General features: G+C 45.2%; 14 protein-coding genes, 9 pseudogenes and 1 riboswitch. Of the genes and pseudogenes, 8 read left to right on the top strand and 15 right to left on the bottom strand.

Annotation, left to right across the window (positions count from 1 at the left end; translation table 11 throughout):
- Positions 1-116: 116 nt before the first annotated feature.
- Positions 117-581, top strand: a pseudogene (gene nadE / locus HK413_RS11385) (NAD(+) synthase); the annotation flags it as partial.
- Positions 582-792: 211 nt separating this feature from the next.
- Here the strand turns inward: nadE and HK413_RS22290 are convergent.
- From HK413_RS22290 to HK413_RS11370, 3 genes and pseudogenes are all read right to left on the bottom strand, one after another.
- Positions 793-1647 (bottom strand): peroxiredoxin family protein, encoded by an 855-nt coding sequence (locus tag HK413_RS22290; RefSeq protein ID WP_175270236.1) that lies wholly within the window; start codon positions 1645-1647, stop codon positions 793-795.
- Positions 1635-1868 carry a DUF4369 domain-containing protein gene (locus HK413_RS11375; RefSeq protein ID WP_175270235.1) on the bottom strand — a complete coding sequence of 78 codons (234 nt, stop codon included), beginning with the start codon at positions 1866-1868 and terminating at the stop codon, positions 1635-1637. The genes HK413_RS22290 and HK413_RS11375 overlap by 13 nt, the downstream gene beginning before the upstream one ends.
- Before the next feature lie 53 nt (positions 1869-1921).
- Positions 1922-3096 (bottom strand): annotated as a pseudogene (locus HK413_RS11370) (formimidoylglutamase).
- Positions 3097-3278: 182 nt separating this feature from the next.
- On the opposite strand from HK413_RS11370, the pseudogene HK413_RS22285 reads away from it, so the two are divergent.
- Both HK413_RS22285 and HK413_RS11365 read left to right on the top strand, forming a co-directional pair.
- Positions 3279-3335, top strand: a pseudogene (locus tag HK413_RS22285) (hypothetical protein); the annotation flags it as partial.
- Positions 3336-3451: 116 nt separating this feature from the next.
- Positions 3452-4225 carry a sugar phosphate isomerase/epimerase family protein gene (locus HK413_RS11365; protein WP_217452269.1) on the top strand — a complete coding sequence of 258 codons (774 nt, stop codon included), beginning with the start codon at positions 3452-3454 and terminating at the stop codon, positions 4223-4225.
- 3 nt (positions 4226-4228) lie between these two features.
- Here HK413_RS11365 and HK413_RS11360 read toward each other — a convergent pair whose 3' ends face one another.
- Positions 4229-5137 carry a glycoside hydrolase family 43 protein gene (locus tag HK413_RS11360; RefSeq protein WP_246230378.1) on the bottom strand — a complete coding sequence of 303 codons (909 nt, stop codon included), beginning with the start codon at positions 5135-5137 and terminating at the stop codon, positions 4229-4231.
- A gap of 161 nt (positions 5138-5298) precedes the next feature.
- Positions 5299-5898, bottom strand: a complete 600-nt coding sequence (locus HK413_RS11355; protein WP_175270234.1) for an RDD family protein — start codon at positions 5896-5898, stop codon at positions 5299-5301.
- Between the two features lie 78 nt (positions 5899-5976).
- Positions 5977-6177: riboswitch (cobalamin riboswitch) on the top strand.
- Positions 6178-6338: 161 nt separating this feature from the next.
- Between HK413_RS11355 and HK413_RS21340 the strand changes: the two are divergent.
- The 3 genes and pseudogenes from HK413_RS21340 to metE form a co-directional block, all read left to right on the top strand.
- Positions 6339-7288, top strand: a pseudogene (locus tag HK413_RS21340) (5-methyltetrahydropteroyltriglutamate--homocysteine S-methyltransferase); the annotation flags it as partial.
- A gap of 33 nt (positions 7289-7321) precedes the next feature.
- A complete protein-coding gene (locus HK413_RS22280; RefSeq protein ID WP_394353168.1) occupies positions 7322-7750 on the top strand; it encodes a hypothetical protein in 429 nt (142 codons plus the stop codon).
- Positions 7747-8649: a 5-methyltetrahydropteroyltriglutamate--homocysteine S-methyltransferase gene (gene metE / locus HK413_RS21335; protein ID WP_317169514.1), complete on the top strand. Its 903-nt coding sequence runs from the start codon at positions 7747-7749 to the stop codon at positions 8647-8649. Before HK413_RS22280 ends, metE begins: the two co-directional genes overlap by 4 nt.
- Positions 8650-8898: 249 nt before the next feature.
- On the opposite strand, the gene HK413_RS11345 is transcribed toward metE, so the two are convergent.
- The 10 genes and pseudogenes from HK413_RS11345 to HK413_RS11300 all read right to left on the bottom strand — a co-directional run bounded on the left by HK413_RS11345 (position 8899) and on the right by HK413_RS11300 (position 20028).
- Entirely contained in the window at positions 8899-9300 is a 402-nt protein-coding gene (locus HK413_RS11345) for a hypothetical protein (RefSeq protein WP_175270233.1), read from the bottom strand.
- Positions 9301-9400: 100 nt separating this feature from the next.
- On the bottom strand, positions 9401-9613 hold the full coding sequence (locus HK413_RS11340) for a cysteine-rich CWC family protein (protein ID WP_175270232.1): 213 nt from the start codon (positions 9611-9613) through the stop codon (positions 9401-9403).
- 161 nt (positions 9614-9774) lie between these two features.
- Positions 9775-12151, bottom strand: a pseudogene (locus tag HK413_RS11335) (ribonucleoside-diphosphate reductase subunit alpha).
- Between the two features lie 78 nt (positions 12152-12229).
- A pseudogene (locus HK413_RS11330) lies at positions 12230-13203 on the bottom strand (ribonucleoside-diphosphate reductase small subunit).
- 422 nt (positions 13204-13625) lie between these two features.
- Positions 13626-13990, bottom strand: a pseudogene (locus HK413_RS11325) (methionine-R-sulfoxide reductase).
- A 256-nt stretch (positions 13991-14246) separates the two neighbouring features.
- Positions 14247-15782, bottom strand: coding sequence for a serine hydrolase domain-containing protein (locus HK413_RS11320; protein ID WP_175270231.1), 1536 nt, complete (start codon positions 15780-15782; stop codon positions 14247-14249).
- Between the two features lie 246 nt (positions 15783-16028).
- Positions 16029-16903, bottom strand: a pseudogene (sucD, locus tag HK413_RS11315) (succinate--CoA ligase subunit alpha).
- A gap of 227 nt (positions 16904-17130) precedes the next feature.
- Positions 17131-17487, bottom strand: a complete 357-nt coding sequence (locus HK413_RS15480; protein ID WP_217452267.1) for a hypothetical protein — start codon at positions 17485-17487, stop codon at positions 17131-17133.
- 117 nt (positions 17488-17604) lie between these two features.
- Positions 17605-18816, bottom strand: coding sequence for a C4-dicarboxylate transporter DctA (gene dctA, locus HK413_RS11305; protein WP_317169513.1), 1212 nt, complete (start codon positions 18814-18816; stop codon positions 17605-17607).
- Positions 18817-19680: 864 nt separating this feature from the next.
- The gene (locus tag HK413_RS11300) at positions 19681-20028 is read right to left on the bottom strand and encodes a YXWGXW repeat-containing protein (RefSeq protein ID WP_175270229.1); all 348 of its coding nucleotides are present in this window, start codon (positions 20026-20028) and stop codon (positions 19681-19683) included.
- Positions 20029-20165: 137 nt separating this feature from the next.
- Between HK413_RS11300 and ligA the strand changes: the two are divergent.
- Both ligA and HK413_RS11290 read left to right on the top strand, forming a co-directional pair.
- Positions 20166-22178: pseudogene (ligA, locus tag HK413_RS11295) on the top strand (NAD-dependent DNA ligase LigA).
- 302 nt (positions 22179-22480) lie between these two features.
- A complete protein-coding gene (locus HK413_RS11290) occupies positions 22481-22786 on the top strand; it encodes a carboxypeptidase-like regulatory domain-containing protein (protein ID WP_175270228.1) in 306 nt (101 codons plus the stop codon).
- Positions 22787-23207: the final 421 nt, after the last annotated feature.

Raw genomic sequence — 23207 nt, 5'->3', positions numbered from 1 at the left:
ATGGGGTTTATAACCGCAAGAAAGATTTCCTGCTCCACCCAAAATCGCAGTATCTTATTTATAAAACCAGCTTAAAGCATGATGACCATGAGCTGGTGTTTGTGAAAAGCACGTAATCCAAGTTTGGGTTTATCCTGCTAAATACCTCTAACAAAAGCGAGGCCGCAGTAGGCTATGGTACTTTATATGGCGATATGTGCGGCGGTATTTCTGTTATTGGCGACGTTTATAAAACGCAGGTGTTTGAGCTGGCGCGATATATTAACCGCGATAAAGAGATCATACCCGAAAATTCTATCGTCAAACCACCATCAGCCGAACTAAGGCCGGGGCAAAAAGATTCGGACTCATTGCCCGAATACGATGTACTGGATAAAATTTTAGCCGAATATATCGAGCACCGCTGCTCGGCTGCCCAGATCATTAAAATGGGTTATGATGAAGCAACAGTACATCGCGCTATAAAACTGATAAACCTTGCCGAGCATAAACGTTACCAGACACCACCAATATTGCGGGTATCGCCAAAAGCATTTGGCATGGGCCGAAGAATGCCTATAGTTGGAAAGTATTTGCAGTAGACGATATACAAACGTTGTCATTTCGAAGCGTAGCGAGAAATCTTATACGAGCGAATTAGCAATGCGTATAAGATTTTTTTCGCTACGCTCAAGAAAGAAGTTCTCACTCGTTCCTCGTTTCGAAATGACAAGCGGATTAGGGTGTTACTTCCCCAACAACTCCGCCAGCTTATCATCCAGATCGCTTCCGCGAAGGTTTTTGGCAACTATTTTACCTGAGGGATCCAACAAAAATTAGCAGGTATGGCTTGTACATAGTATAAAGCCGCGGCCTCGTTATCGCCATATTTAAGGTCCGATACTTGGGTCCGGTTAAACCATCGGTTTTTATAGCATTTAACCAGTCGGCTTTACCGCCTGGTCTATCCAATGATACCCCAAGTATGGTGAAGTTCTTGTCTTTATATTTATTATAAGCCCTCACTACATTTGGGTTCTCTTGCCTGCAAGGGCCGCACCATGATGCCCAAAAATCAAGCAATACATACTTACCTCTGAATGAGGATAATTTAACGGGGGTGCCATTTACATCATTCTGCGTAAAATCAGGCGCCATGCTGCCAATAGCGGTGGCGCGCAGTTCGTCAAGCGATTTTTTCAGGATCTTAGCAACCTCCATATTTTGTACAGTGGCATCTAAGCCGTTAAATAACTTATCTAACTCTACCGGGTCAATACCTTGTTTACTCATTTGCCCCACAACCATCAAACTTAAGTAGCTTGAAGGATGGGCTTTTACAAAAGTTATAAAAACATTGCGTTGCCTGTCCTGCAAAGCTTTGTACCTTGCTTGTAGGTCATGCTGATATTCGGCAGATGCCTGTAGTGTTGGCGACGCAGCGTTTTTCTCATCGTTCAGTTTTTTCGCATCATCATTAATGGGCTTTAATTGTAAGGTCAGCGCCTTGTTGTCATCATTCATTACCGAGCCGGTTACAGCAGCAGTTTTAACAGAGTCTTTAGGAGTTGTTACGTTGATGGTGCCTTTGTCCAGAAAAAATGTCAACATATCGGGTGTGTTCCCTAATTTGGCAACGCCTGTTCCCTGGTGATCTATAACCAGCATGGCGTATGAGGGGTCGGATAAAAACCATTAATAACGAAATTACCGTTAGTAACCAGTGCAGAGTCTACAACCTTATTGGCGCCTACCTGGTAAAATAAATAGGCCCATGCAGGCGAGCCAACTTTGCCCACCTTTCCATTTATAGTAAAATTAGATGTAGGTGCCTGTGCAAACGCAAGTGCCGGCAATAATGCCGATAGGATAAAAAGTAATTTCTTCATTTATTTTTAAAAGATACAGGAGTTATAACGGATAATAGTTCCTGCAATTGTATCTAACTTAATTTTTGATAGGTGCGCCACCACAGATCGGGCATTTCGCCGCTTATGGCTGTTTTATAATCTTCGTACCGGCAGGGTACTAAATGGAAACGTTCGTTTTTTGAGCCGCCGGTTGGGTAAGGTACCTGCATCCACCAACGGTCTGATTTTTTGCTTTTCACAAACACCAGCTCATGGTCATCATGCTTTAAGCTGGTTTTATAAATAAGATACTGCGATTTTGGGTGGAGCGGGAAATCTTTCTTGCGGTTATAAACCCCATCAATAAAATACCATATCATTTGCGACAGCAGCATGGCGGTTTGGCCGTTGTTATCATAAGCCGGGTTAAACTCGTAAAAACCAATAGAGGTTAGCTTGTCGTTAAATCCAGCATAACGGCAAATCTGGCAGGCTTCTTCGCCGTACAGGCCGTTTGGCGTAGCGTTGGCATTAGCCGCCGCATCGGCCGAGCGGATAGCGCTGATATCAAAGCTTACCATATTAGCGTTCCGGATGGTAGGCTCGGCTACGGCTATGTTGCTGCTTATACTGCCCAGACGGTGCGCATCAAAATAAAGCTTCTCCATTACCCTCAGACTATCCCGGCTGGCAAAAGGTTTGGTAACCCGTGTTACTGTAATTAAACAGGTAATTAGGTTCGTGCAGGAATATTTTATTGAGATAGGATGCCGAGGTGGTTTCTATAGACTCGTTATTCTCATCATCCTCCGTCAAAATGCGAATCAACCACCACCAGGTCAACCTTTTGCTCTAAGGTTTCATAACCCGTATTGTGCATAGGTCAGGTCCTGCCCCCCGCCAATAATTATCGGGATGATATCTTTCTTAATCAACTCGGCAACTACCGTTTTAAGCGCGAAATAGGTATCTGTTACGGTCTGCCCCGGTTTGATATTGCCCAGGTCGACGATTTTTGTAGTGTAGGCGCCTTCGTGCAGCTGGTATAATTTCTCGCGCACATAATCAGGTGCCAATGCACAGCCCGGATTATTTACGGCATTACGGTCTTCCTGCACACCAATTAAGGCGATATCTGCAGGCTGGTCCAGTCCGGGAAATTATCTGCATATACAGCTATCTTACTACCCAAATGGCTGGTGTAATAGCCGTTTTTTGGTGCGATAGTATTCAGATCAACAGGCGTAAAAAAATCGGATAAGGACATTTTTGATGTGCAAATATTGGATGTGCAAATATGCAGATAGCTATGCAGATGTGCAAGTGTGTGAATAGGCAGATGATAAATAATGTTTCCGCCAGTAGTAGTGTCCTGTAACAATTTTATCAGCGGGGTTTTATCTTGGTTTAATTTTATTAATTTGGCATCAACCATTATAACAACGCATTATGAACATTAATAACCTATCGCGCCGCGGGTTTATCGGCAGCAGTGCAATTGCCGCAGCAGGGGCGTTAATTCTGCCTAAAACTTCATTCGCCAGTTCTTTTTTAAAGCTGATAAACCAGATTCGGTTATAGGTGGGGTGCTGATAGGCGTTACTACGTATTCTTTCCGTAACATGAAAAATGTGAGCGCCGAAGATATGCTGCAATATTGCCTGCAATGTAACCTTAGCGGGGTAGAGTTACGTGGCGATGCGGCTGAATTAACAGCCGGTGCCCCTAAAAAAGAAGCCGGGCAATCAGGTGCAGACTTTAACAAGGTAATGGCCGACTGGCGCGCCAATGTGTCCATGGATAAATTTAAGGCCATAGGCAAAATGTTTAAAGATGCCGGTGTAACCATATATGCGTACAAACCGGTAGTTTTTGGTGTTGGTAATACTGATGCAGAAATTGAGTATGCGTTTAACGCCGCCAAAGCTTTAGGTGCAAACCATTGTAACTGCGAAATGCCCGAGCATAATGATGCACAAACCAAACGTATTGGCGATCTGGCCACCAAACATAAAATGCGGGTAGGTTATCATGCCCATACCCGTGCTACGCCCCAGTTATGGGATACCGCCATGGCACAATCTGAATATAATTGCATAAACCTCGATATTGGCCACTTTATAGCCGGTAATAACCCTGATGTGGTTGGCTTTATTGAAAAGAACCATACCCGTATTACCAGCATGCACATTAAGGATCGCAAAGTAAACAACGGCCCTAATACCGTGTTTGGAGAAGGTGATACACCGATAAAAGATGTGTTATTGTTAATGAAGAAGAACAAATACAAGTTCCCTGCTACTATCGAGCTGGAATATAAAGTCCCTGCCGGATCAGACGACGTTAAAGAAACTATCAAATGCCGCGAGTACATGGCGGCGATACTAAGCGCCTAACTATTACTTATCAATAGTTAAAAAACGGAAACTATCCTTATCGGCCACTAATGTGGTCGGTTTTGTTTTGGTAAAGTTTAGTTTGATGACCGCCGTTTTGCGCCGCTGCACCTTGATATTGCTGTTATGGGTATGCATTACATAATATAACTGCCCGTCTTTTCCGGTAAATACATCACCGTGGCCCGTACCGTTAAAGCCCACCAAATTGCGATCAATGATTGGATTGGTTGGGTTCTTTGTCCACGGCCCCATGGGCGAGGTTGCTGTTGCATAGCCTATGGCGTAATCTATGTTTTGATAATCATTGCTTGAGTAAAGCAGGTAGTATAAGTTACCATGTTTAACTACTGTCGGACCTTCGCACACCGGCCAGCGGCTGTTTGCTGTGTTTTCCCACGGCAGGCTGGAATTTACACATTCTTTTGCAGCGGCAGTGTCGATATCTGACAAGTCATCTTTCAGCGGCGCTACAAATATGCGGTTGCCTTTTTGCAGCCGTACAAAGTACAGGTACAGTTTACCATCGGTATCCTTAAATATATAAGGGTCTATCTGGTGCACCGGCCCGGATATGGCTTTAATTGTTTTTTGTTTAAACGGGCCAAGCGGGCTATCGGCTTCGGCAATAGCCACATACTCGTTAGCGGCATAGGCCATGTAGTATTTGCCCTTATTTTTGAATACCTGCGGTGCCCAAAACTTGTTGGTACCATAGCTATCACCCATTGCCAAAGCAAGCCCGCCTTCGGCTTTGCCAACCCCTGCCTGCCAGTTTACCATATCGGCAGATTGATAAACCGGGAAGCCCCTGTTGCTGCCGGTGCCATAAACATAGTATTGCCCATCCTCATAAAACATGGTGGGGTCGGCTAATAAAAGGGTGTCTTTGGTTTGGGCTTTTACTGCCATTGTGGTTAGCAATGCGCAGAGCAGGTAGAAGTATCTCATTGGTTTATAATTCATAACTAAGATACACTTTTTTGTCATTCTGAGCGATAGCGAAAAATCTGTAAACCATGCTACGCCGCGCGGCAGATCCTTCGCTATCGCTCAGGATGACAACCAAGGTTTTACAACCTATCCTTCACCACCAAAGTCTCAGCAACTTTATCATGCAGGCACTGTTGCTGTTTGTTAAAAAAGCAATACAGGTAACCAATACCCAAAGTAAGCACTGATAACACTTTGGCGAAGTTCCGGCCGGCGGCGTGGCTGATCGAGATTCGCTCGCCCTGCATATCACATACCCTTATCTTTAAGATCTGCTTGCCGTAGGTTCCCTGTTTGGGCGAGCTTTCCATAACAATATGGTAAACCAGGTTCACTATCGGTATAATAACCAATAAGCTCAATGCTACCGCTATCAGCGCTATCTTATTACTTAGGAACACCGCCACGATAAAGGCTAATACAGCACAAACCGCCGACACCAGGAACCAATCGATAACCGCGGCGGTGGCCCGCTGGTCGAAACTGCCAAAATATTGCAGCAGCGCCTCCTTTTGAAAGCCGAAAAGCTGGCGCAGTTCGGCAACTTCATGGGCCTCTTTGTAATCGTCCATGTCATCAGTCTTTACAAAGTCGCCTGATTTTATCTTAAGTGCTTTTAGCTCATCTAAAGTATAAGGGCCTTCGGGTTTACCGTTTATTACAAGGGTGTACATGCTCATCGCGAACTAAAATTAAGATTAATCTTTAATACCTGATGAGGATTAGTCGCAACTTATCTATATTTGCCTCAAGTTCTTTACTTTATTTCAACAGATAGGTTCCCGATGAAAATCGGGATTAAAAAGGAACCGTGTGTAAATCACGGGCTGTCGCGCAACTGTAAGTAACACACCAAAGTTGATGCCTTAACTCCAAAACATGTCCATTGTCCGCAGCAGGGATGAGAAGGACGGCATTAACGTTACAAGCCAGATACTTGCCATTTGTTTAAGACAATGCTTTCGCGTAATGAAGCAGTAGTCAGAGCACAAAAAGGATTTATAGGGGTGTTTTATGCCCGTATATTTTGCTGCGCGTGTCTTTTATTACCATTTCCACGAAAGCATACCGAAAACCGTAAGGAGCATTAAGTCAAATTAATGTTTAACCAAAAAGTTTTATGCGTATGCTCAAAAACAATCTCGGCTACCCGCGTGTGGGGGCCAATCGTGAACTCAAAAAAGCCAGTGAACAGTACTGGGCCGGCAAAACCGGTAAACAAGAATTATTTGCAGCTGCCCGCATCATCCGCGAGCAAAACTGGAAATTGCAGCAAGAGGCCGGTATCGACCTTATCCCCTGCAACGATTTCAGTTATTATGACCAGTGCTGGACACCTCGTTAATGCTGGGCGTTATCCCGCAGCGGTACACACAGGTACTCAGTAAAAATCCCGATAACTCGGAGATCGACCTGTATTTTGCTATGGCGCGTGGTTACCAAAAAGATGGCCTGGATATTACCGCTACAGAAATGACCAAGTGGTTTGACACCAATTACCATTACATGGTGCCCGAATTTAAGGCTAACCAGCAGTTTAATGTGTTCTCTGAAAATGTATTTGAAGAATTTCATTTAGCTAAAAAAGCTATCGGTAAAAGTCCTAAAACCGTATTGCTGGGTCCGGTTACTTACCTGCTTTTAGGCAAGGAAAAAGAGCAGGGTTTTGAAAAGACCGACCTGATTAAAAACCTGGTACCGGTTTACATCGAGATCCTTAAAAAACTAAAAAGCTATGGTGCCGAATGGGTGCAATTGGATGAGCCTTTCCTGGCGCTGGATCTGACCCAAAAGGAAAAGGATGCCTACACTTATGCTTATAAAGAAATAAGGAAAGCAACCGCCGGCTTAAACCTGATGGTGGCGACTTATTTTGAGAGCCTGCATGAAAACACACCGCTGGCTTTAAGTCTGCCTATCAACGCTTTGCATATTGATTTGGTGCGCGCCCCGCAGCAATTGGATAAGGTACTGAGTCTGATCCCTGACGACCTGATCTTATCATTAGGCGTGGTTGATGGCCGCAATATCTGGAAGAACGATTACGTGAAGTCTATAGGGTATATCAAAAACGCCATTGCTGCTATTGGTACAGACAGGGTGATGATAGCGCCAAGCTGTTCATTGCTGCATACGCCGTTCGATCTTGATTTAGAAACCGTAATTAATCCGTTCGTTAAAAACTGGATGGCCTTTGCTAAACAGAAACTGAACGAGATAAATGAGCTGGCCCGGATAATTGATGGCGAGAATGATCTGTTACTGGAAAATTTAAAAGCTATATCAAGCCGTAATGTTTCTCCGCTCATCCATAAACAAGAGGTTAAACAACAAACCGCCGCTATTACTGATGAAGATGCCAATCGCATTAGCAAATTTGCCGAAAGACAGAAAATACAGCAGCAAACTTTTGGGCTGCCACTCTTCCCTACAACTACCATTGGGTCTTTCCCGCAAACTGATGATATCCGCCAGCTACGTGCAAAACTAAAAAAGGCGACTTATCCCAGGATCAGTACGACGTCGAAATAGCAAAAGCTACCATCGATGCTATCCGCTGGCAGGAAGAAATTGGCCTGGACGTGTTGGTGCATGGCGAGTTTGAGCGTAACGATATGGTGGAGTATTTCGGCGAGTTGCTTGATGGGTTCCTGCTCACTAAAAATGGCTGGGTACAAAGCTATGGCAGCCGGTGCGTTAAACCGCCGGTTATTTATGGCGATGTAAGCCGCCCGGCGGATATGACGGTTAAGTGGACCGCATTTGCGCAAGCCAATACCAATAAGCTGATGAAAGGTATGCTTACCGGTCCGGTTACCATATTACAATGGAGCTTTGTCCGCGATGATCAGCCGCGCTCTGTTACTACCAACCAGATAGCTTTGGCTATCCGCGACGAGGTAGTTGCACTGGAGCAGGCGGGCATTAAAGTGATACAGATTGATGAACCCGCCATACGCGAAGGTTTGCCTTTACGCAAAGCGGATTGGGCTGCTTATTTAGACTGGGCGGTTAAAGCCTTCCGCATCTCGGCTGCCGGGGTTAAGGACGAAACGCAGATCCACACACACATGTGCTACAGCGAGTTTAATGATATAATTAAGCATATTGCCGATATGGATGCCGATGTGATCACGATAGAAACATCGCGTTCGCAAATGGAGCTGTTGGAGGCTTTTGCTGATTTTAAATACCCGGCCGAAATTGGCCCGGGTGTTTATGATATCCATTCGCCACGCGTACCTGCTACTGAGGAAATGGTGAGCCTGTTGGAGAAAGCTGCCGACCTGCTGCCGGTAGGCAATATCTGGGTTAACCCGGATTGCGGATTGAAGACCCGCAAATGGCCCGAAACTAAAGTCGCCCTGCAAAACATGGTTGACGCCGCCAAAGCTGCCCGCGAAATTTTTAGCAGGCAGCCTGTTAGTTAATAATTTCAAGTTAATAATAAGGCCATACGGAGAGATTCGTGCGGCTTTTTTATGCCCAATGTCATGCCGAATTTATTTCGGCATCCCACGCGCTAATTAAACGTTCAACCTATCCTGTGGAATCCTGAAACAAGTTCAGGATGACGAATCGGTTGTCATTTCGAAACGTAGTGAGAAATCTTAAACGCAAGACAGGTAGCTCGTATAAGATTTCTCCTCGTACCTCGTTCGAAATGACAAATTAGGAGCCTAATACACATAAGCCAAAGGCCCATCCTTAGCTACTAACACCGACCAGCCGGGCTTTGCCCCCACAGCAACAGCAGCTATAAATTTATCGCGGATATAAATACCTGCCTCTATCAGTCCATCATCTTTTGATTCTGTCCATTCGCACCTTATTTCGCTTTCATCGGTTATGGGCTTTATAGCAGCATCTTTTGTCAGATACTCGGTTGGGTTTAGAAATGGAGCATCCTCTGTCCGCCAAAAGGATGTGGCAGGTGCCGCGGCTTGGTTATAGAGCCATACATCACCAACTATATCTTCTCCCTCATACAAATAAGCATAGGCAACACGGCCGTCATCCACTATTTTAAGGGAGTAATGACGATCAAATTCGCAGGGGATTTGGGTGGTAAAGATTGGCATAATTAGTAAAAGGTTGTCATGCTGAGGAACGAAGCATCTGCCGCGGCGAATGCACAGTTTGCAGATCCTTCGTTCCTCAGGATGACAAACATAAAGAGGTTTATAAACTTATTCCCATCGCCTCCCTATATTCTCCCTGCAACTCCAACAAACACTTCGCACACATACAACCTTCATAATTCTCGCTGATGTATTGCACTTCGTTTAAAGTTAACTGTACTACGCTGCACTGGCATTTGGTGTAAGCGTTTGCCTTACATTCAATGCCGGTTCCGCAACGGTCGCAGGAGATTATTTCGTGTTTGGTGTGCATGTTTTAGTCCGAAAGTCGGCAAGTCCGAGAAGTCCGGAAGATTTTAGTTCAAAGTTAATCAATAAAAAAGTCCGAAAGCTTGAAACAGTGTCAAACTTTCGGACTATATATTTACGATCAGGTCATCTTTCGGACTTCCCGACTTATGCGGACTTTCCGACTTATGCCGAGCAAGTAACGCAGCCTTCTTCCATTGAGCAGGTTGGGCCGGCAGGTATTTCGTCTGCTACCGGTTAACAATTTCAGGTATTACTGCATCCATGTTTTTACCGCCACGGTTCTCAACTGTAAATTTAACCGCTTGCGATGCTGCTTGTGTACGCAGGTAATACATACCTGTTTTCAAGCCTTTCTTCCATGCGTAGAAGTGCATTGAAGTTAGTTTAGAAGCATTTGGCGAGTTGATGAACAAGTTTAATGATTGCGACTGGCAAATGTAAGCACCACGGTCGGCAGCCATATCAATAATGTCACGCATCTTGATCTCCCAAACAGTTTTGTAAAGATCCTTCAATTCCTGTGGAATTTCGGCGATGTCTGGATAGAACCATTGGCAGTGATGATCTTGTCTTTAATGGTAGTGTTCCACAAGCCAAGGTTCACCAAATCACGCAACAGGTGTTTGTTTACGATAATGAACTCGCCGCTTAATACACGACGGGTGTAGATATTTGAGGTATATGGCTCAAAGCATTCGTTGTTACCCAAAATCTGTGAAGTAGATGCTGTTGGCATTGGCGCTACTAACAGTGAGTTACGCACACCATGGTTCATTACATCTAAACGCAGGTTTTCCCAATCCCAACGGCCGCTATCCGGTTTTACTTTCCACAAATCAAACTGGAACTCGCCTTTTGATAATGGTGAGCCTTTAAAGGTTTCATAAGCGCCATCTTTTATAGCCAGATCCTTAGAAGCAGTCATGGCAGCAAAGTAGATGGTTTCGAAGATCTCTTTGTTCAACTGTTTAGCCTCAGGGCTTTCAAACGGCATACGTAAAAGTATGAACGCATCAGCCAAACCCTGTACACCCAAACCAATCGGGCGGTGACGCAAGTTTGAATACTCAGCCTCTTTAACCGGGTAGTAGTTATTGTCGATGATCTTGTTCAGGTTTAAAGTAGCACGGTAAGTTACATCATATAGTTTTTGATGATCAAAAGCACCGTTGATAACATAACGTGGCAACGCTAATGATGCAAGGTTACATACAGCTATTTCATCAGCCGAAGTATACTCCAAGATCTCGGTACATAAGTTAGAGCTCTTGATAGTACCTAAGTTTTGCTGGTTTGATTTACCGTTGGCAGCATCTTTATACAGCAAGTAAGGGGTACCGGTTTCAACCTGTGCGTCTAACACTGCAAACCAAAGTTCCTGTGCTTTTATCACTTTGCGTGCACGGCCCTCTTTCTCGTATTTTTTGTATAGTTTTTCAAATTCTTTACCGTGGCAATCTGCTAAACCCGGTGCTTCGTGCGGGCAGAATAAGCTCCAGTCCTCGTTAGCCTCAACGCGTTGCATAAACAAATCACTTACCCAAAGGGCGTAGAACAAATCGCGCGCGCGCATTTCTTCTTTACCGTGGTTTTTACGCAGGTCAAGGAACTCAAATATATCTGCATGCCATGGCTCTAAATAGATAGCGAAAGCACCTTTACGTTTACCACCACCACGGTCTACATAACGTGCAGTATCATTAAACACACGCAGCATTGGTATAATACCGTTGCTGGTACCGTTAGTACCGCTGATGTATGAACCCGTTGCACGTACATTGTGGATGCTTAGGCCGATCCCACCTGCGCTTTGCGAGATTTTAGCGGTTTGTTTTAATGTATCATAGATACCGTCTATGCTATCATCCTTCATAGTTAACAGGAAGCATGATGACATTTGTGGTTTTGGCGTACCTGCGTTAAATAGTGTAGGTGTAGCGTGGGTAAACCAACGCTCGCTCATCAGGTTATAAGTTTTTATTGCGCTGGCAATATCTTCTTTATGGATACCTACCGATACACGCATAAATAAATGCTGCGGGCGCTCGGCAATTTTACCATCCAGTTTTAATAAGTATGATTTCTCTAAGGTTTTAAAGCCGAAGTAATCAAAACCAAAATCACGGTCATAAATAATGCTGCTATCCAGTTCTTCAGCATTTTTTTGAATTATATCGTAAACGTCATCGGCAAGCAAAGCAGCATTTTTGCCGGTTTTCGGATCAACGTATTGATATAAATTACGCATCGTTTCTGAAAACGATTTGATGGTATTTTTATGCAAGTTTGAAACCGCTATACGCGATGCCAGTAACGCGTAATCGGGATGTTTGGTAGTTAATGACGCGGCCGTCTCGGCAGCAAGGTTATCCAGTTCTGATGTGGTTACCCCATCAAATAAACCTTCAATTACTTTTTTAGCTACATCAACCGGGTCAACCAACGCGGGATTTAAACCATAGCACAGCTTCTCTATCCGTGCGGTTATTTTGTCAAACTTAACTGACTCTTGCTTACCATCTCTTTTTACTACAAACATAATTTTGGCATTTAATGGCTGGACTGGAACCAACCGGGGTTACTACTTATTTATTTACTGGATATTTAGGTCTCTTTATTAAAAATCCTCGTCTAATGAGAATGCTTTATTATCGCTGCCGCCGTTATTTAGCACGCCGCTTTTCTGGTAATCACCAACCCGCTTCTCGAAGAAATTGGTTTTGCCCTGCAGGGATATCATCTCCATAAAGTCGAACGGATTGCTTGCGCCGTATACTTTTGGATAGCCAAGTTCGCCTAACCATCTGTCTGCTACAAACTCAATATACTGGCTCATTAGCTTAGCGTTCATCCCGATCAAACTTACCGGCAACGCGTCGCTGATAAATTCTTTTTCAATTTCAACGGCATCGGTAATAATAGCTGTCGCCGCTTCTTTTGATAGCTTGTTCTCCAACATTCTGTATAACAGGCAAGCAAACTCACAGTGCATACCTTCATCGCGCGAGATCAGCTCGTTGCTGAAAGTAAGACCCGGCATTAAGCCGCGTTTCTTTAACCAGAAGATAGAGCAGAAGCTACCCGAGAAGAAGATCCCTCAACCGCCGCGAAAGCAATTAAGCGTTCTGCAAATGTTCCGTTGTTTATCCAACGCAGGGCCCATTCTGCTTTTTTACCTACGCATGGTACGGTATCAATAGCATGGAACAAACGATCTTTTTCGGCAGGATCCTTAATATAGGTGTCAATTAATAAAGCGTAAGTTTCAGAGTGGATGTTCTCCATCATGATCTGGAAACCATAAAAGCAACGCGCCTCCGGCAATTGTACCTCGCTCATAAAGTTTACGGCCGGTTCTCGTTCACAATACCATCGCTGGCAGCAAAAAAGCCAGGATATGCGATATGAAGTGGCGTTCGCCCGGGTTAAGGCTCTCCCAATGTTTCATGTCATCAGAAAGATCGATCTCTTCGGCTGTCCAGAAACTTGCTTCGCATTTTTATACATCTCCCATATTTCGGGATACTTAATAGGTAGAATAACAAAACGATCCTTGTTTTCTCTTAATAATAATTCTGTTTCTTCTGCCATGCGCTTAACTATATTTTAATATTCAATTCCAATCTTTCTTTAACACCGGTAATTTTAGCCGACAATGCCGCCAAGCAGTTGTTGTTAAATAATGACAAACATTTGATCCGTCATCTTAAACTACTTTAAACATCACCCCCACAAATCCCTCGTCTGACTCTTTTAACAGTGTATTCAGCCCCACCCGGCAAGCTGGTTGCCCAGTGGTTTCTCTTCCTTACCGGCAAGGATCGCCGATAATTTGGATAGCTTTAAAGAACTTATAATCCAAAGATAGGGGATGAAGATTTTGATTGTTAGTGATAGTTTTGCACATCACCTATAAGTTATTCACAAACTTTTTGTTAAGACTTTTAAAGCCTGTAAAAGAGCGGGTTAAATAAATATTATTGATGTGTTAAATTTATCGGCAAAAATTTTTGTTATGCTTTTGGAACAAATTTCATCGACAAAGAATTAACGCAGTGGCGGGTGTTTTTTGGGGTCAGATATTCGCCTTCAAACACGTGGCCCGGTGGGCGCCGCAATTGGCACATACAATTTCAACACGGTGTCCGTCCGCATCGGGTACGCGCTTTACCGCACCGGGTATTTCATCATCAAAACTTGGCCAGCCGCAATGCGATTCGAATTTGGTTTCGGATGTATACAGCGGCGTATCGCAGCGTTTGCAAACGTATAAACCACGGGCCTTGTTGTTTAACAGTTCGCCGGTGAAAGGGCGCTCGGTACCTTTATGTAAAATGATATATTCTTCTTCGGGTGTTAATTGATTGTAGTTACTCATGATTTCACAGATGTTTGATTGATTTCAGAGATCGGACTGTTAGTGTCCGTCCGCTTACCTACAAGATACGACAAACCCATAGTACATTTTGTTTTGAAAACGGATGTTTACATAGGTTTGACGGAAGTAAACTAACAGGGTGTCATTCTGAGCGGCAGCGAAGAATCTTATAATATTGACAGGTAAACGTTTACTTATCCTGCGTAGAAGATTCTTCGCTACCACTCAGAATGACAAAAAGGAATGAGAAGTTAAACTACTTCGCCACTACATCCAAATGGTACTCCTGTATCAATCCCGGGTTCTCAGGTGTCAGCGTAAATGCCACTTTAATATTGGCGTTTTCGCCCTGCATTATAAAGTAGCCGCGCATCTGGTTTTCGGCAACCACATCGGTAACGGATATTATGTTACCGGTTTTAGCAAAAGCTTCAGCAGTAGCAACCTTCAGCTTATCGGGGAAATAATCCATAAAGAAATTATCAGCAAAAATACCGCTGGCTTTAGCTGTATCCCAATTGCTGATCACTTTCAACAGGTCGGCTTTGCGCTGGTTTAATATGGCCGATGCCGGCAGCGTACGTGGTTTAATAGCCGATAGCACCAGAAGCGTATCCAGCACCCGGTTGTTAATTGCACCTGCATTTGCATAAGTTAAATTGCCGAAAACGACCACCCCTACGCCGTAGTCGGGCATAATATTCCACTGACTGCCAAAGCCCGGCAAGCCGCCGGTGTGGCCTATGTAAACGCGGTTATCGCAATCTTTGGCCCAACGTAATCCGTAAGCATAAGCGGATACATTTGGGCACGGCCTACCGGTAGGCGTTTTTGCATTGGCCGATAAATAATTTACATCCCACGGGTACTGCATTTCGCGGATAGAGCTGCGTTTTATGGGGCTGGTTTCTGCATCATTCCTTGGTGGCCAGGCATCCATATGTACGGCCATATATTTACTAAAATCCTCGATAGTAGTTATCAGGCCGCCCATGGCGCCGTAAGCGCCGTCGTGCAGTAAGGGCTGCTCAACAAATTTACCACCCAGCCAGCGGTAGCCTAAAGCAAGTTTATTTTTGGGCACTTTGGTGTATTCCCAATACGTATGGGTCATGCCCAGCGGGTTTAAAATATATTGGGTGATATAATCCTGGTACGTTTTGCCCGATACCTTTTTAATGATATAGCCCAACGTAGCAAAGCCTAAATTACTGTACTCATATTTTAACCCGGGGTTGTTAGAGAACGAGACCCCTTTTTTATAAAGAGCCAGCAGTTCGTCATCACTCACGGCCAGTTGCCTGTCGCCCCGGGGGTTATCTTCGGGGTAGCCGGCGGTATGGGTCAATAAGTTTTTTATGGTGATTGGCGTAGCGTCTTTAGTCAAATACTTCAACCCCTTCATTTCGGGAATATAGAGGTACGCCGGGTCATCCAGCTTAAGTTTACCCTCATCGCGCAGCTTTAATATAGCCATAGCGGTAAGGCTTTTTGTCATGGATGCTATGCGGAAATCAGAACTGGCATCCGCAGGAATTTTTGCGTTGATATCGGTATAACCAACACCACCGCTATGCACCAGCTTACCATCAACCACAATACCATAAGCCATGCCCGGCCAATGGTTTTGTTCGGCGAAGTCTTTATATAGCTTATCTATTAGGGCGTAAGTCGATTGGATCTTTTTCAGCCTGTCCGCGTCCGCAAAGTGTGCGGGCCGGTAAGACTGTGCAGACGCTATAAAAGTAAGGGTTGATAAGGCGAGATACAGTGATAATTTTTTAGCGATCATGTTGCGTATTTGAGATAACCCAAGGTAGCGAATTTCTTTGTCATTGCGAGGAACGAAGCAATCGCAAGGGTGCAATGCAGATAATAGTTCGTGATTATATACGATTTGAGCGGCTTACGTGCTACTTACTGCTTGCAGAAGATCCTTCGCTATGCTCAGGATGACAAAAAGATGTAACAAAAAATCCCGGCCAAACTGACCGGGACTTCATAATATATGTTTCCCCTTTAGGGGTTAGGGGGCTGATTATAACTTCGCCAGTTCTTCTGCCATAGCAGCACCTATCTCGGCCGGCGACTCAACAACGCGGATACCACACTCGCGCATGATCTTCATTTTAGCAGCAGCGGTATCATCGGCACCGCCAACAATTGCACCCGCGTGGCCCATACGGCGGCCCGGAGGCGCGGTTTGGCCGGCTATAAAACCTACTACAGGTTTGGTACCATTTTCTTTTATCCAGCGTGCAGCCTCGGCTTCCATGCCACCGCCTATCTCGCCTATCATAATGATGCCGTGCGTTTCAGGATCATTCATTAACAGCTCAACCGCTTCTTTGGTTGGGGTGCCTATAATTGGGTCGCCACCAATACCTATAGCGGTAGTGATACCTAAACCGGCTTTAACCACCGGTCAACCGCCTCATAAGTAAGCGTGCCTGATTTTGAAACCACACCTACATTACCTTTTTTGAAGATAAAGCCCGGCATAATACCAATTTTGCTTTCGTCGGCAGTGATAATACCGGGGCAGTTAGGGCCAATTAAACGAGCGTCTTTATCCGTCAAATATTCTTTAACCGCAATCATATCCTTTGTAGGGATACCTTCGGTGATACATACAATAACTTTAATACCGGCTTCGGCAGCTTCCATAATCGCGTCGGCAGCAAATGCCGGCGGAACGAAGATGATAGATACATCGGCACCGGTTTTTGCAACGGCATCGGCTACGGTGTTAAATACGGGGCGGTCTAAGTGTGTTTGGCCACCTTTACCGGGTGTAACACCGCCAACAAGCTGGGTACCGTACTCAATCATTTGCGATGCGTGGTAGCTACCTTCATTACCTGTAAAACCCTGAACTATAACTTTAGAATCTTTATTTACGAGAACACTCATTGGTTTGATTTTCTTTTATATCGCAAAGCTAAAATTATTTTTGGCCGCTGCATGCTTAAGGTATAATTTTTTTGTGTGATGATGAAAAATTTACAAACGTGGGGCATTGTGCTTGCTTATCTCTGTAAATGCAATCGCTTCGTTGGCCTTTGCGCGCAAGGCTTGCCTCCGCTCAATTGCCGCGGAAGGGCTGTTACTTTTTCCTTGATGAAAAAGTAACCCAAAAATCAAGTCAGCCCGATCACTTCCACCCGCAAGGCCATACTCCCGGCCCGGCGTGCTGACAGGCCTTTGCGCTTCTTTTTCATTTTGCATATATAACTAAATGTTGGTTCTTTCCTAATCGTCATACGGGCAGCTTCGGGCGAAAGGCGGTAAAACAGGTGGGCTTGTGCGGCTGTACGGGCATTGGTAATTTTGCCTGAAGCCCGGGCCCTGCGCGACAACGGGCGGCAAAAGGACCGGGCCCGAGGTTTTGCCGGCTTTGCAGCGCATAAGGCCTGTGCGGCAGAGAAGCCTCCCGGATGACTTGATTTTTTGGTTACTTTTTCATCAAGGAAAAAGTAACAGCCCTTCCGCGGCAATTGAGCGGAGGCAAGCCAAGAGCGTCAATGGCCCATGAAGCGATAAGTAGCAAGCCTGCCTTAACCAAGGTGTCCGTCCGCTTAGTACCCGAACAGATATGGACATCCGGACGCCACTTACCCCGCTACAATCTTCCTATACTTCCCCTCATCAAACTCCTTCTCGCTTTTAGCAATCACAATAGTAGCCACCCCATTCCCTATCACATTAGTAATCGCCCGTGCTTCCGACATAAACCTATCCACCCCTAACAATATCGCCACCCCCTCAACCGGGATAACTTTAATGGCCGCCGGGGTTGATGTAAGCACAATAAAGCCGCTGCCGGTTACCCCTGCCGCGCCTTTGCTGGTTATCATTAATATGCCTATAATGCTTAGCTCCTGCCCTAACGACAGCGGGATATTAAACACCTGCGCCAAAAATATCACCGACATAGACAGGTAAATCGTCGTCCCATCCAAATTAAACGAGTAGCCTGCCGGTATAACCAGCCCCACAACCGATTTTGAGCAGCCAAACTTCTCCAGCTTCTCCATCATGGCAGGCAATGCGGGTTCAGATGATGAGGTACCCAGCACAATTAATATTTCCTCCTTAATATGCTTTAAATACTGCCATAAGCTAAACTTGTACATACGGCATATCAAATTCAAAATCACAAAAATAAACAGGGCCATGGTAACGTAAACCGATGCCATTAGCAGTGCCAGCGGTTGCAGGGTTTTAAGTCCATAGGTACTTATGGTATACGCCATCCCGCCGAAAGCGCCTATAGGGGCCGCCTTCATTACAATGTGCATAATGTTGAAGAAAACCTTCGATATCTTGTCAAATACATCAATAACCACCTTGCCGCTATCGCCCATTTTACTCAGCCCAAAACCAAACAATATCGCGAAGAAAAGCACCTGCAAAATATCGCCTTCGGCAAAAGCTTTCATGGCGTTGCTGGGTACAATGTGGGTGATGAAGTCGCCCCAATGCATTTCGGCGGCGGCTTTTTGGTAGGTGGCCAGCTTGGCGTTATCAAACGTAACATGGGCGGTAAAGCCTGCGCCGGGCTTAACAAAGTTGGCAACGGTTACACCAATTACCAGCGCGAAAGTGGTTACTATCTCAAAGTAAAGCAGCGCCTTACCCCCTACCCGGCCCACCTTTTTCATATCGCTCATACCGGCAACACCCAGCACAATGGTGAAGAAGATGATAAACGGTATCAGCATCGTTATCAGGCTGATAAATATCTTGCTTATTAGCTGCGCTGTCGTTGCAAAACCCGGAAAGTTAAGCCCTACAACAATCCCAAGCGCAATAGCAAATAACACCGGAAGGTAAGGTTTGAAAATAATCGTTTCATTATAACAATAATACGATTATTAAACACATTTCATAAGGTTAATGTAGCGACTTGTCCGTCCGCTAAGTGGCCGCGACAAAACGGACAAGCGGACAAACTTTAGTTCTCATCAGTATTTATAAATCTTGTCCGTCCGTCCATTTTGTCTCAGTTCCTGAACGGACGGACAAGATTATTGGGGCGTTACCCTTCGGGTCAGGCTGTACGCTCATACTGCACGGGCCTTAGCCACAAGGCCGGTATCCACTGCCATCCTTAACGCAACTACGTTCCCGACACGTCATTGCGAGGAACGAAGCAATCTCTTCACTCGCTAATCAATAACCACAATATTTGTGCTGGCAGTTGCCGATGAAATTTATCAGATTGAATATCCTACGCAGAGATTGCTTCGTTCCTCGCAATGACGCATTTTAGATTTGCTTATCAACTGGTAAAATAATAACCTTCCCAATTGGTAAAAATTAAATTTTATCACCTTAAAATTTAAATACACTCCCCCTTCACCCATTCACCTACATAATATATATACAGGAATGGCTTAGCAGTGCAGTTCTATAGTCCCGGAAATGGTTGATTGAATATCTTATACAAAGATAAGTATAATATATTGATTATCAAATATTTATGTAAATAAAGATAAAAACAATCTTGTCCGTCCGTTAAGGAGTTGGACAACTTTGGACTATCGGACAAGCTTATTAAGCAAAAGTGTCCGTCCGTTTCTCTGCCGGTACAAAAAGAACGGTCGGACAAAATATCAATTGTCCGACCGTTCTAAAACGTCCAGTTCCTTTGCGGACGGACACTTTAAATATTAATTACGTTATTATTAACTCCAGTGGCCTGGTACCCAAAAATAACCACGCGGGCGGCGGTCCCAATGCCCCGGTACCCAAACTGCATGCGGGCGTGGTATAGGCGCCCAATAGCCGGGGCGTTCAACATAAGTACGTCCCTTTGGTATCCATTCGCCTTCAATCCACACATGGGTTGCCGATGGGCGTACCGGGCGGGTAGTTACTACGGTATGGTGGCGTACCGGGCGGCTTCTTACAAATACTTGTGCGCTGGTGTCGGCTGCTGCAAACAGCACCGGGGCTGCCGATGCAAATAAAATTCTTCTTACTGTTTTCATAATAGTGTTTGTTTTAATTGTAGCGATGGTGTTAAAATCCATCGCTATTGGTATCTGTTAATTATATCGTAAAGACGCCCTCAAATAAAAAAGTTTAAAACCCGGGCGCAAAATTTCCTTTCGATAATTAATATAGCCTGATCGGCTATGCAGATTAATCAAATTATTATCTTCGTTGCATGTCACCGGCTGAAGCAAAAAAACAAATAGAAACCCTATCGGCAGAGCTTAAACAGCATAGCTACAACTACTATGTGCTGGCTATGCCTGCCATATCTGATTTTGAGTTCGATAAAAAATTAGAGGCCCTTACCGCGCTCGAAAAAGAGTTCCCCGAGTTCACGGACCCTGACTCGCCCACCCAAAAAGTAGGCGGCTTTATCACTAAGGAGTTTAAAACAGTTAAACACCGCTGGCCCATGCTATCGTTAGGGAATACCTATAACGAGCAGGAGCTGCTGGATTTCGACCAGCGTATCCGCAAAGCCATAGGCGACAATTTTGAGTATGTATGCGAGCTGAAGTTCGACGGGCTCTCAATGAGCCTGACGTATGAAAACGGCAAGCTGGCACGCGCCGTAACCCGTGGTGATGGCACCCGGGGCGATGAAGTGACCACCAACGTACGCACCATACAAAGCATCCCCCAACAGTTAAAAGGCGAGGGCTACCCGGCCGAGTTCGAGATTCGCGGTGAGGTATTTATGCACCTTAAAGCTTTTGAAAGATTGAACCAGGGGAGCGTGTAGATAACGGCGAGCAGCCTTATGCTAACCCAAGGAACTTTGCATCGGGCACCATAAAACTACAGGACAGCGCCGAGGTGGCCAAGCGCCCGCTGGATTGTTTCCTGTATGGCCTGTATACCGAAAAGACCTTGTTTAAAACGCATTGGGAGAGCCTGCAAGCGGTTAAACAATGGGGCTTCCATGTTGATGACCATAGCCGGCTTTGCCATGATATAGACTGCGTACTGGCCTTTATAGCCGAGTGGGATAAAAAGCGCCATCACTTAAGTTATGATATCGACGGCATTGTTATAAAGGTAAACAGCTACGCGCAGCAGCAAGAACTGGGCTTTACCGCCAAATCGCCGCGCTGGGCCATATCCTATAAGTTTAAAGCAGAGCAGGTACAAACCGAATTGCTGGCTGTAACCTACCGTGTGGGCCGTACGGGCGCGGTTACCCCGGTTGCTAACCTTAAACCCGTACTGCTGGCAGGTACCACCGTAAAGCGCGCCACACTGCATAATGCCAATGAAATGCTGCGGCTGGACCTGCACGAAGGCGACTGGGTTTTTGTAGAAAAAGGCGGCGAGATCATCCCCAAGATCATCGAAGTAAATTTAGAAAAACGCGTAGCCGGGGCGGCTACTATTGATTATATAACCGAGTGCCCTGCCTGCGGTACGCCATTGAAGCGCCGGGAAGGCGAAGCCGCTTTCTATTGCCCTAATGATGAGGGTTGCCCGCCACAGATCACCGGCAAAATGCAGCACTTTATCGGCCGTAAAGCCATGAATATTGACGGTTTGGGTGATGAGACTATTGAGACCTTATACCAACGTGGCTTTATCCGCCACATAAGCGACCTGTACAAGCTTGCCGACCATATTAATGAGCTAAAGCAGATGGAGCGTTTCGGCGAGAAATCCATCACCAACATGCTTGATGGTATTGAGAAGTCTAAACAGATGCCGTTTGAGAAGGTGCTGTGTTGGCTTAGGCATCCGCTATATTGGCGAAACGGTTGCCAAAAAGCTAACCATCCATTTTAAAACCATCGACAACCTGATGGCAGCCACGTTGGACGAGCTGATTGCAGCCGAAGAAATTGGCGAACGGATAGCCCATAGCTTAATAGAGTACTTCGCTACCCCGCAACACCGCGAAGAGATTGAAAAGCTGAAAGCGGCAGGCTTACAATTTGTAGCCGAAGAAAAAGAGGTAGTATTAGCCAGCGAAGCATTATCAGGCAAAACCTTCATCATATCCGGCACCTTCGAACGCTCGCGCGATGAGTTGAAAGATATCATCGAACAAAATGGTGGCAAGATATTAAGCAGTATATCAGCCAAACTAAACTACCCGGTAGCAGGCGATAACATGGGCCCGGCAAAGTTGGAAAAAGCACAGAAGCTTAATATCCCTATTATTAGTGATGAGGAGTTGATGGGGATGATTGGGTAGTTTGTCCGGCTGTTCGTTTTGTACCGGTTACTTAGCGGACGGACACTTAGCGGACGTACACTTATAGCTTTATGGGCCGTTGGCGCGCAAGGCTTGCCTCCGCTCAATTGCCGCGGAAGGGCTGTTACTTTTGTCTTGATACAAAAGTGACAAGGCCTCCGCGGCCATAGCGGGGCAAGCCAGAGCGCAAAGCAAAAAGTGACAGCCTTCCCCTCACAGACGGACACACTTTAACAATAATTAACATCATCACCCTGCAACCTTTTACTAATTAAACGCATCTTCGTATAAACTTATCATAAATGCGATTAGCTTTAACCTGGCTCTTATTTATCTCTTTTAATATCAGTGCGTTTGCACAGCAATTTACCGTCAGCGGTAAAGTTATTGATGATGTTGGCAAACCCGTTCCGTTTGCCAGCGTGTACATCCAAAACACCACGCAGGGTGCATCAGCCAATAGCGAGGGCGAGTATGCCATCAACCTAAAACCCGGTAAATATGTGCTGCAATACAAGGCTGTTGGTTATATGCATACCGACCAACCGGTCTTGCAGTCGCTAAGATGCTTATCATTAACCCGCGTGCGCCGGCATCGATATCGATAAGCGCAAAGCCGACACTGGAAGTGATCGGCAGGGGATAACCAGCGGATCTTCTGTTTCTTTATGGATCACTGCTTAGAAATGACATAATATCCGTTACCGTGGTTGCCAGCCAGATGCGGCTTCACTGGGCAACGCAATATTGGTGGCATTACGCACCAGTTGTGAAATGTCTCATTCCTTTTTGCATTCTGGTGGTAGAAGATGCGCGAAAGGTAAACGTTTACCTGTCAATAAGTTGTGCTAACGCCTCAAATGACACCTATTAAACTCGACCTATGGTTAAAAACGAAATGTACTATGGAGTTTGTCATATCTTGTAATCCGATCGCAAATCGTCAGCATCTGAAATCTTATTAACTGAAACGCCCGAGAAAAAATGATCGTTTTGCATAAAGGTACCGAAGCCTTTCACCGGCGAACT

Source organism: Mucilaginibacter humi (assembly GCF_013087555.1).
This window is presented reverse-complemented; position numbering and strand designations above follow the sequence as displayed.

What these genes read in the sequence shown, in the direction of transcription:
- HK413_RS11300 (WP_175270229.1), bottom strand. Translation starts at nt 20,028, where the DNA reads ATGGATTTTAACACCATCGCTACAATTAAAACAAACACTATTATGAAA.
- HK413_RS11355 (WP_175270234.1), bottom strand. Translation starts at nt 5,898, where the DNA reads ATGAGCATGTACACCCTTGTAATAAACGGTAAACCCGAAGGCCCTTAT.
- HK413_RS11375 (WP_175270235.1), bottom strand. Translation starts at nt 1,868, where the DNA reads ATGAAGAAATTACTTTTTATCCTATCGGCATTATTGCCGGCACTTGCG.
- HK413_RS11340 (WP_175270232.1), bottom strand. Translation starts at nt 9,613, where the DNA reads ATGCACACCAAACACGAAATAATCTCCTGCGACCGTTGCGGAACCGGC.
- HK413_RS11320 (WP_175270231.1), bottom strand. Translation starts at nt 15,782, where the DNA reads ATGATCGCTAAAAAATTATCACTGTATCTCGCCTTATCAACCCTTACT.
- HK413_RS22280 (WP_394353168.1), top strand. Translation starts at nt 7,322, where the DNA reads ATGATAGCGCCAAGCTGTTCATTGCTGCATACGCCGTTCGATCTTGAT.
- HK413_RS11345 (WP_175270233.1), bottom strand. Translation starts at nt 9,300, where the DNA reads ATGCCAATCTTTACCACCCAAATCCCCTGCGAATTTGATCGTCATTAC.
- HK413_RS11290 (WP_175270228.1), top strand. Translation starts at nt 22,481, where the DNA reads ATGCGATTAGCTTTAACCTGGCTCTTATTTATCTCTTTTAATATCAGT.
- HK413_RS22290 (WP_175270236.1), bottom strand. Translation starts at nt 1,647, where the DNA reads ATGCTGGTTATAGATCACCAGGGAACAGGCGTTGCCAAATTAGGGAAC.
- HK413_RS11365 (WP_217452269.1), top strand. Translation starts at nt 3,452, where the DNA reads ATGAAAAATGTGAGCGCCGAAGATATGCTGCAATATTGCCTGCAATGT.
- HK413_RS11360 (WP_246230378.1), bottom strand. Translation starts at nt 5,137, where the DNA reads ATGGCAGTAAAAGCCCAAACCAAAGACACCCTTTTATTAGCCGACCCC.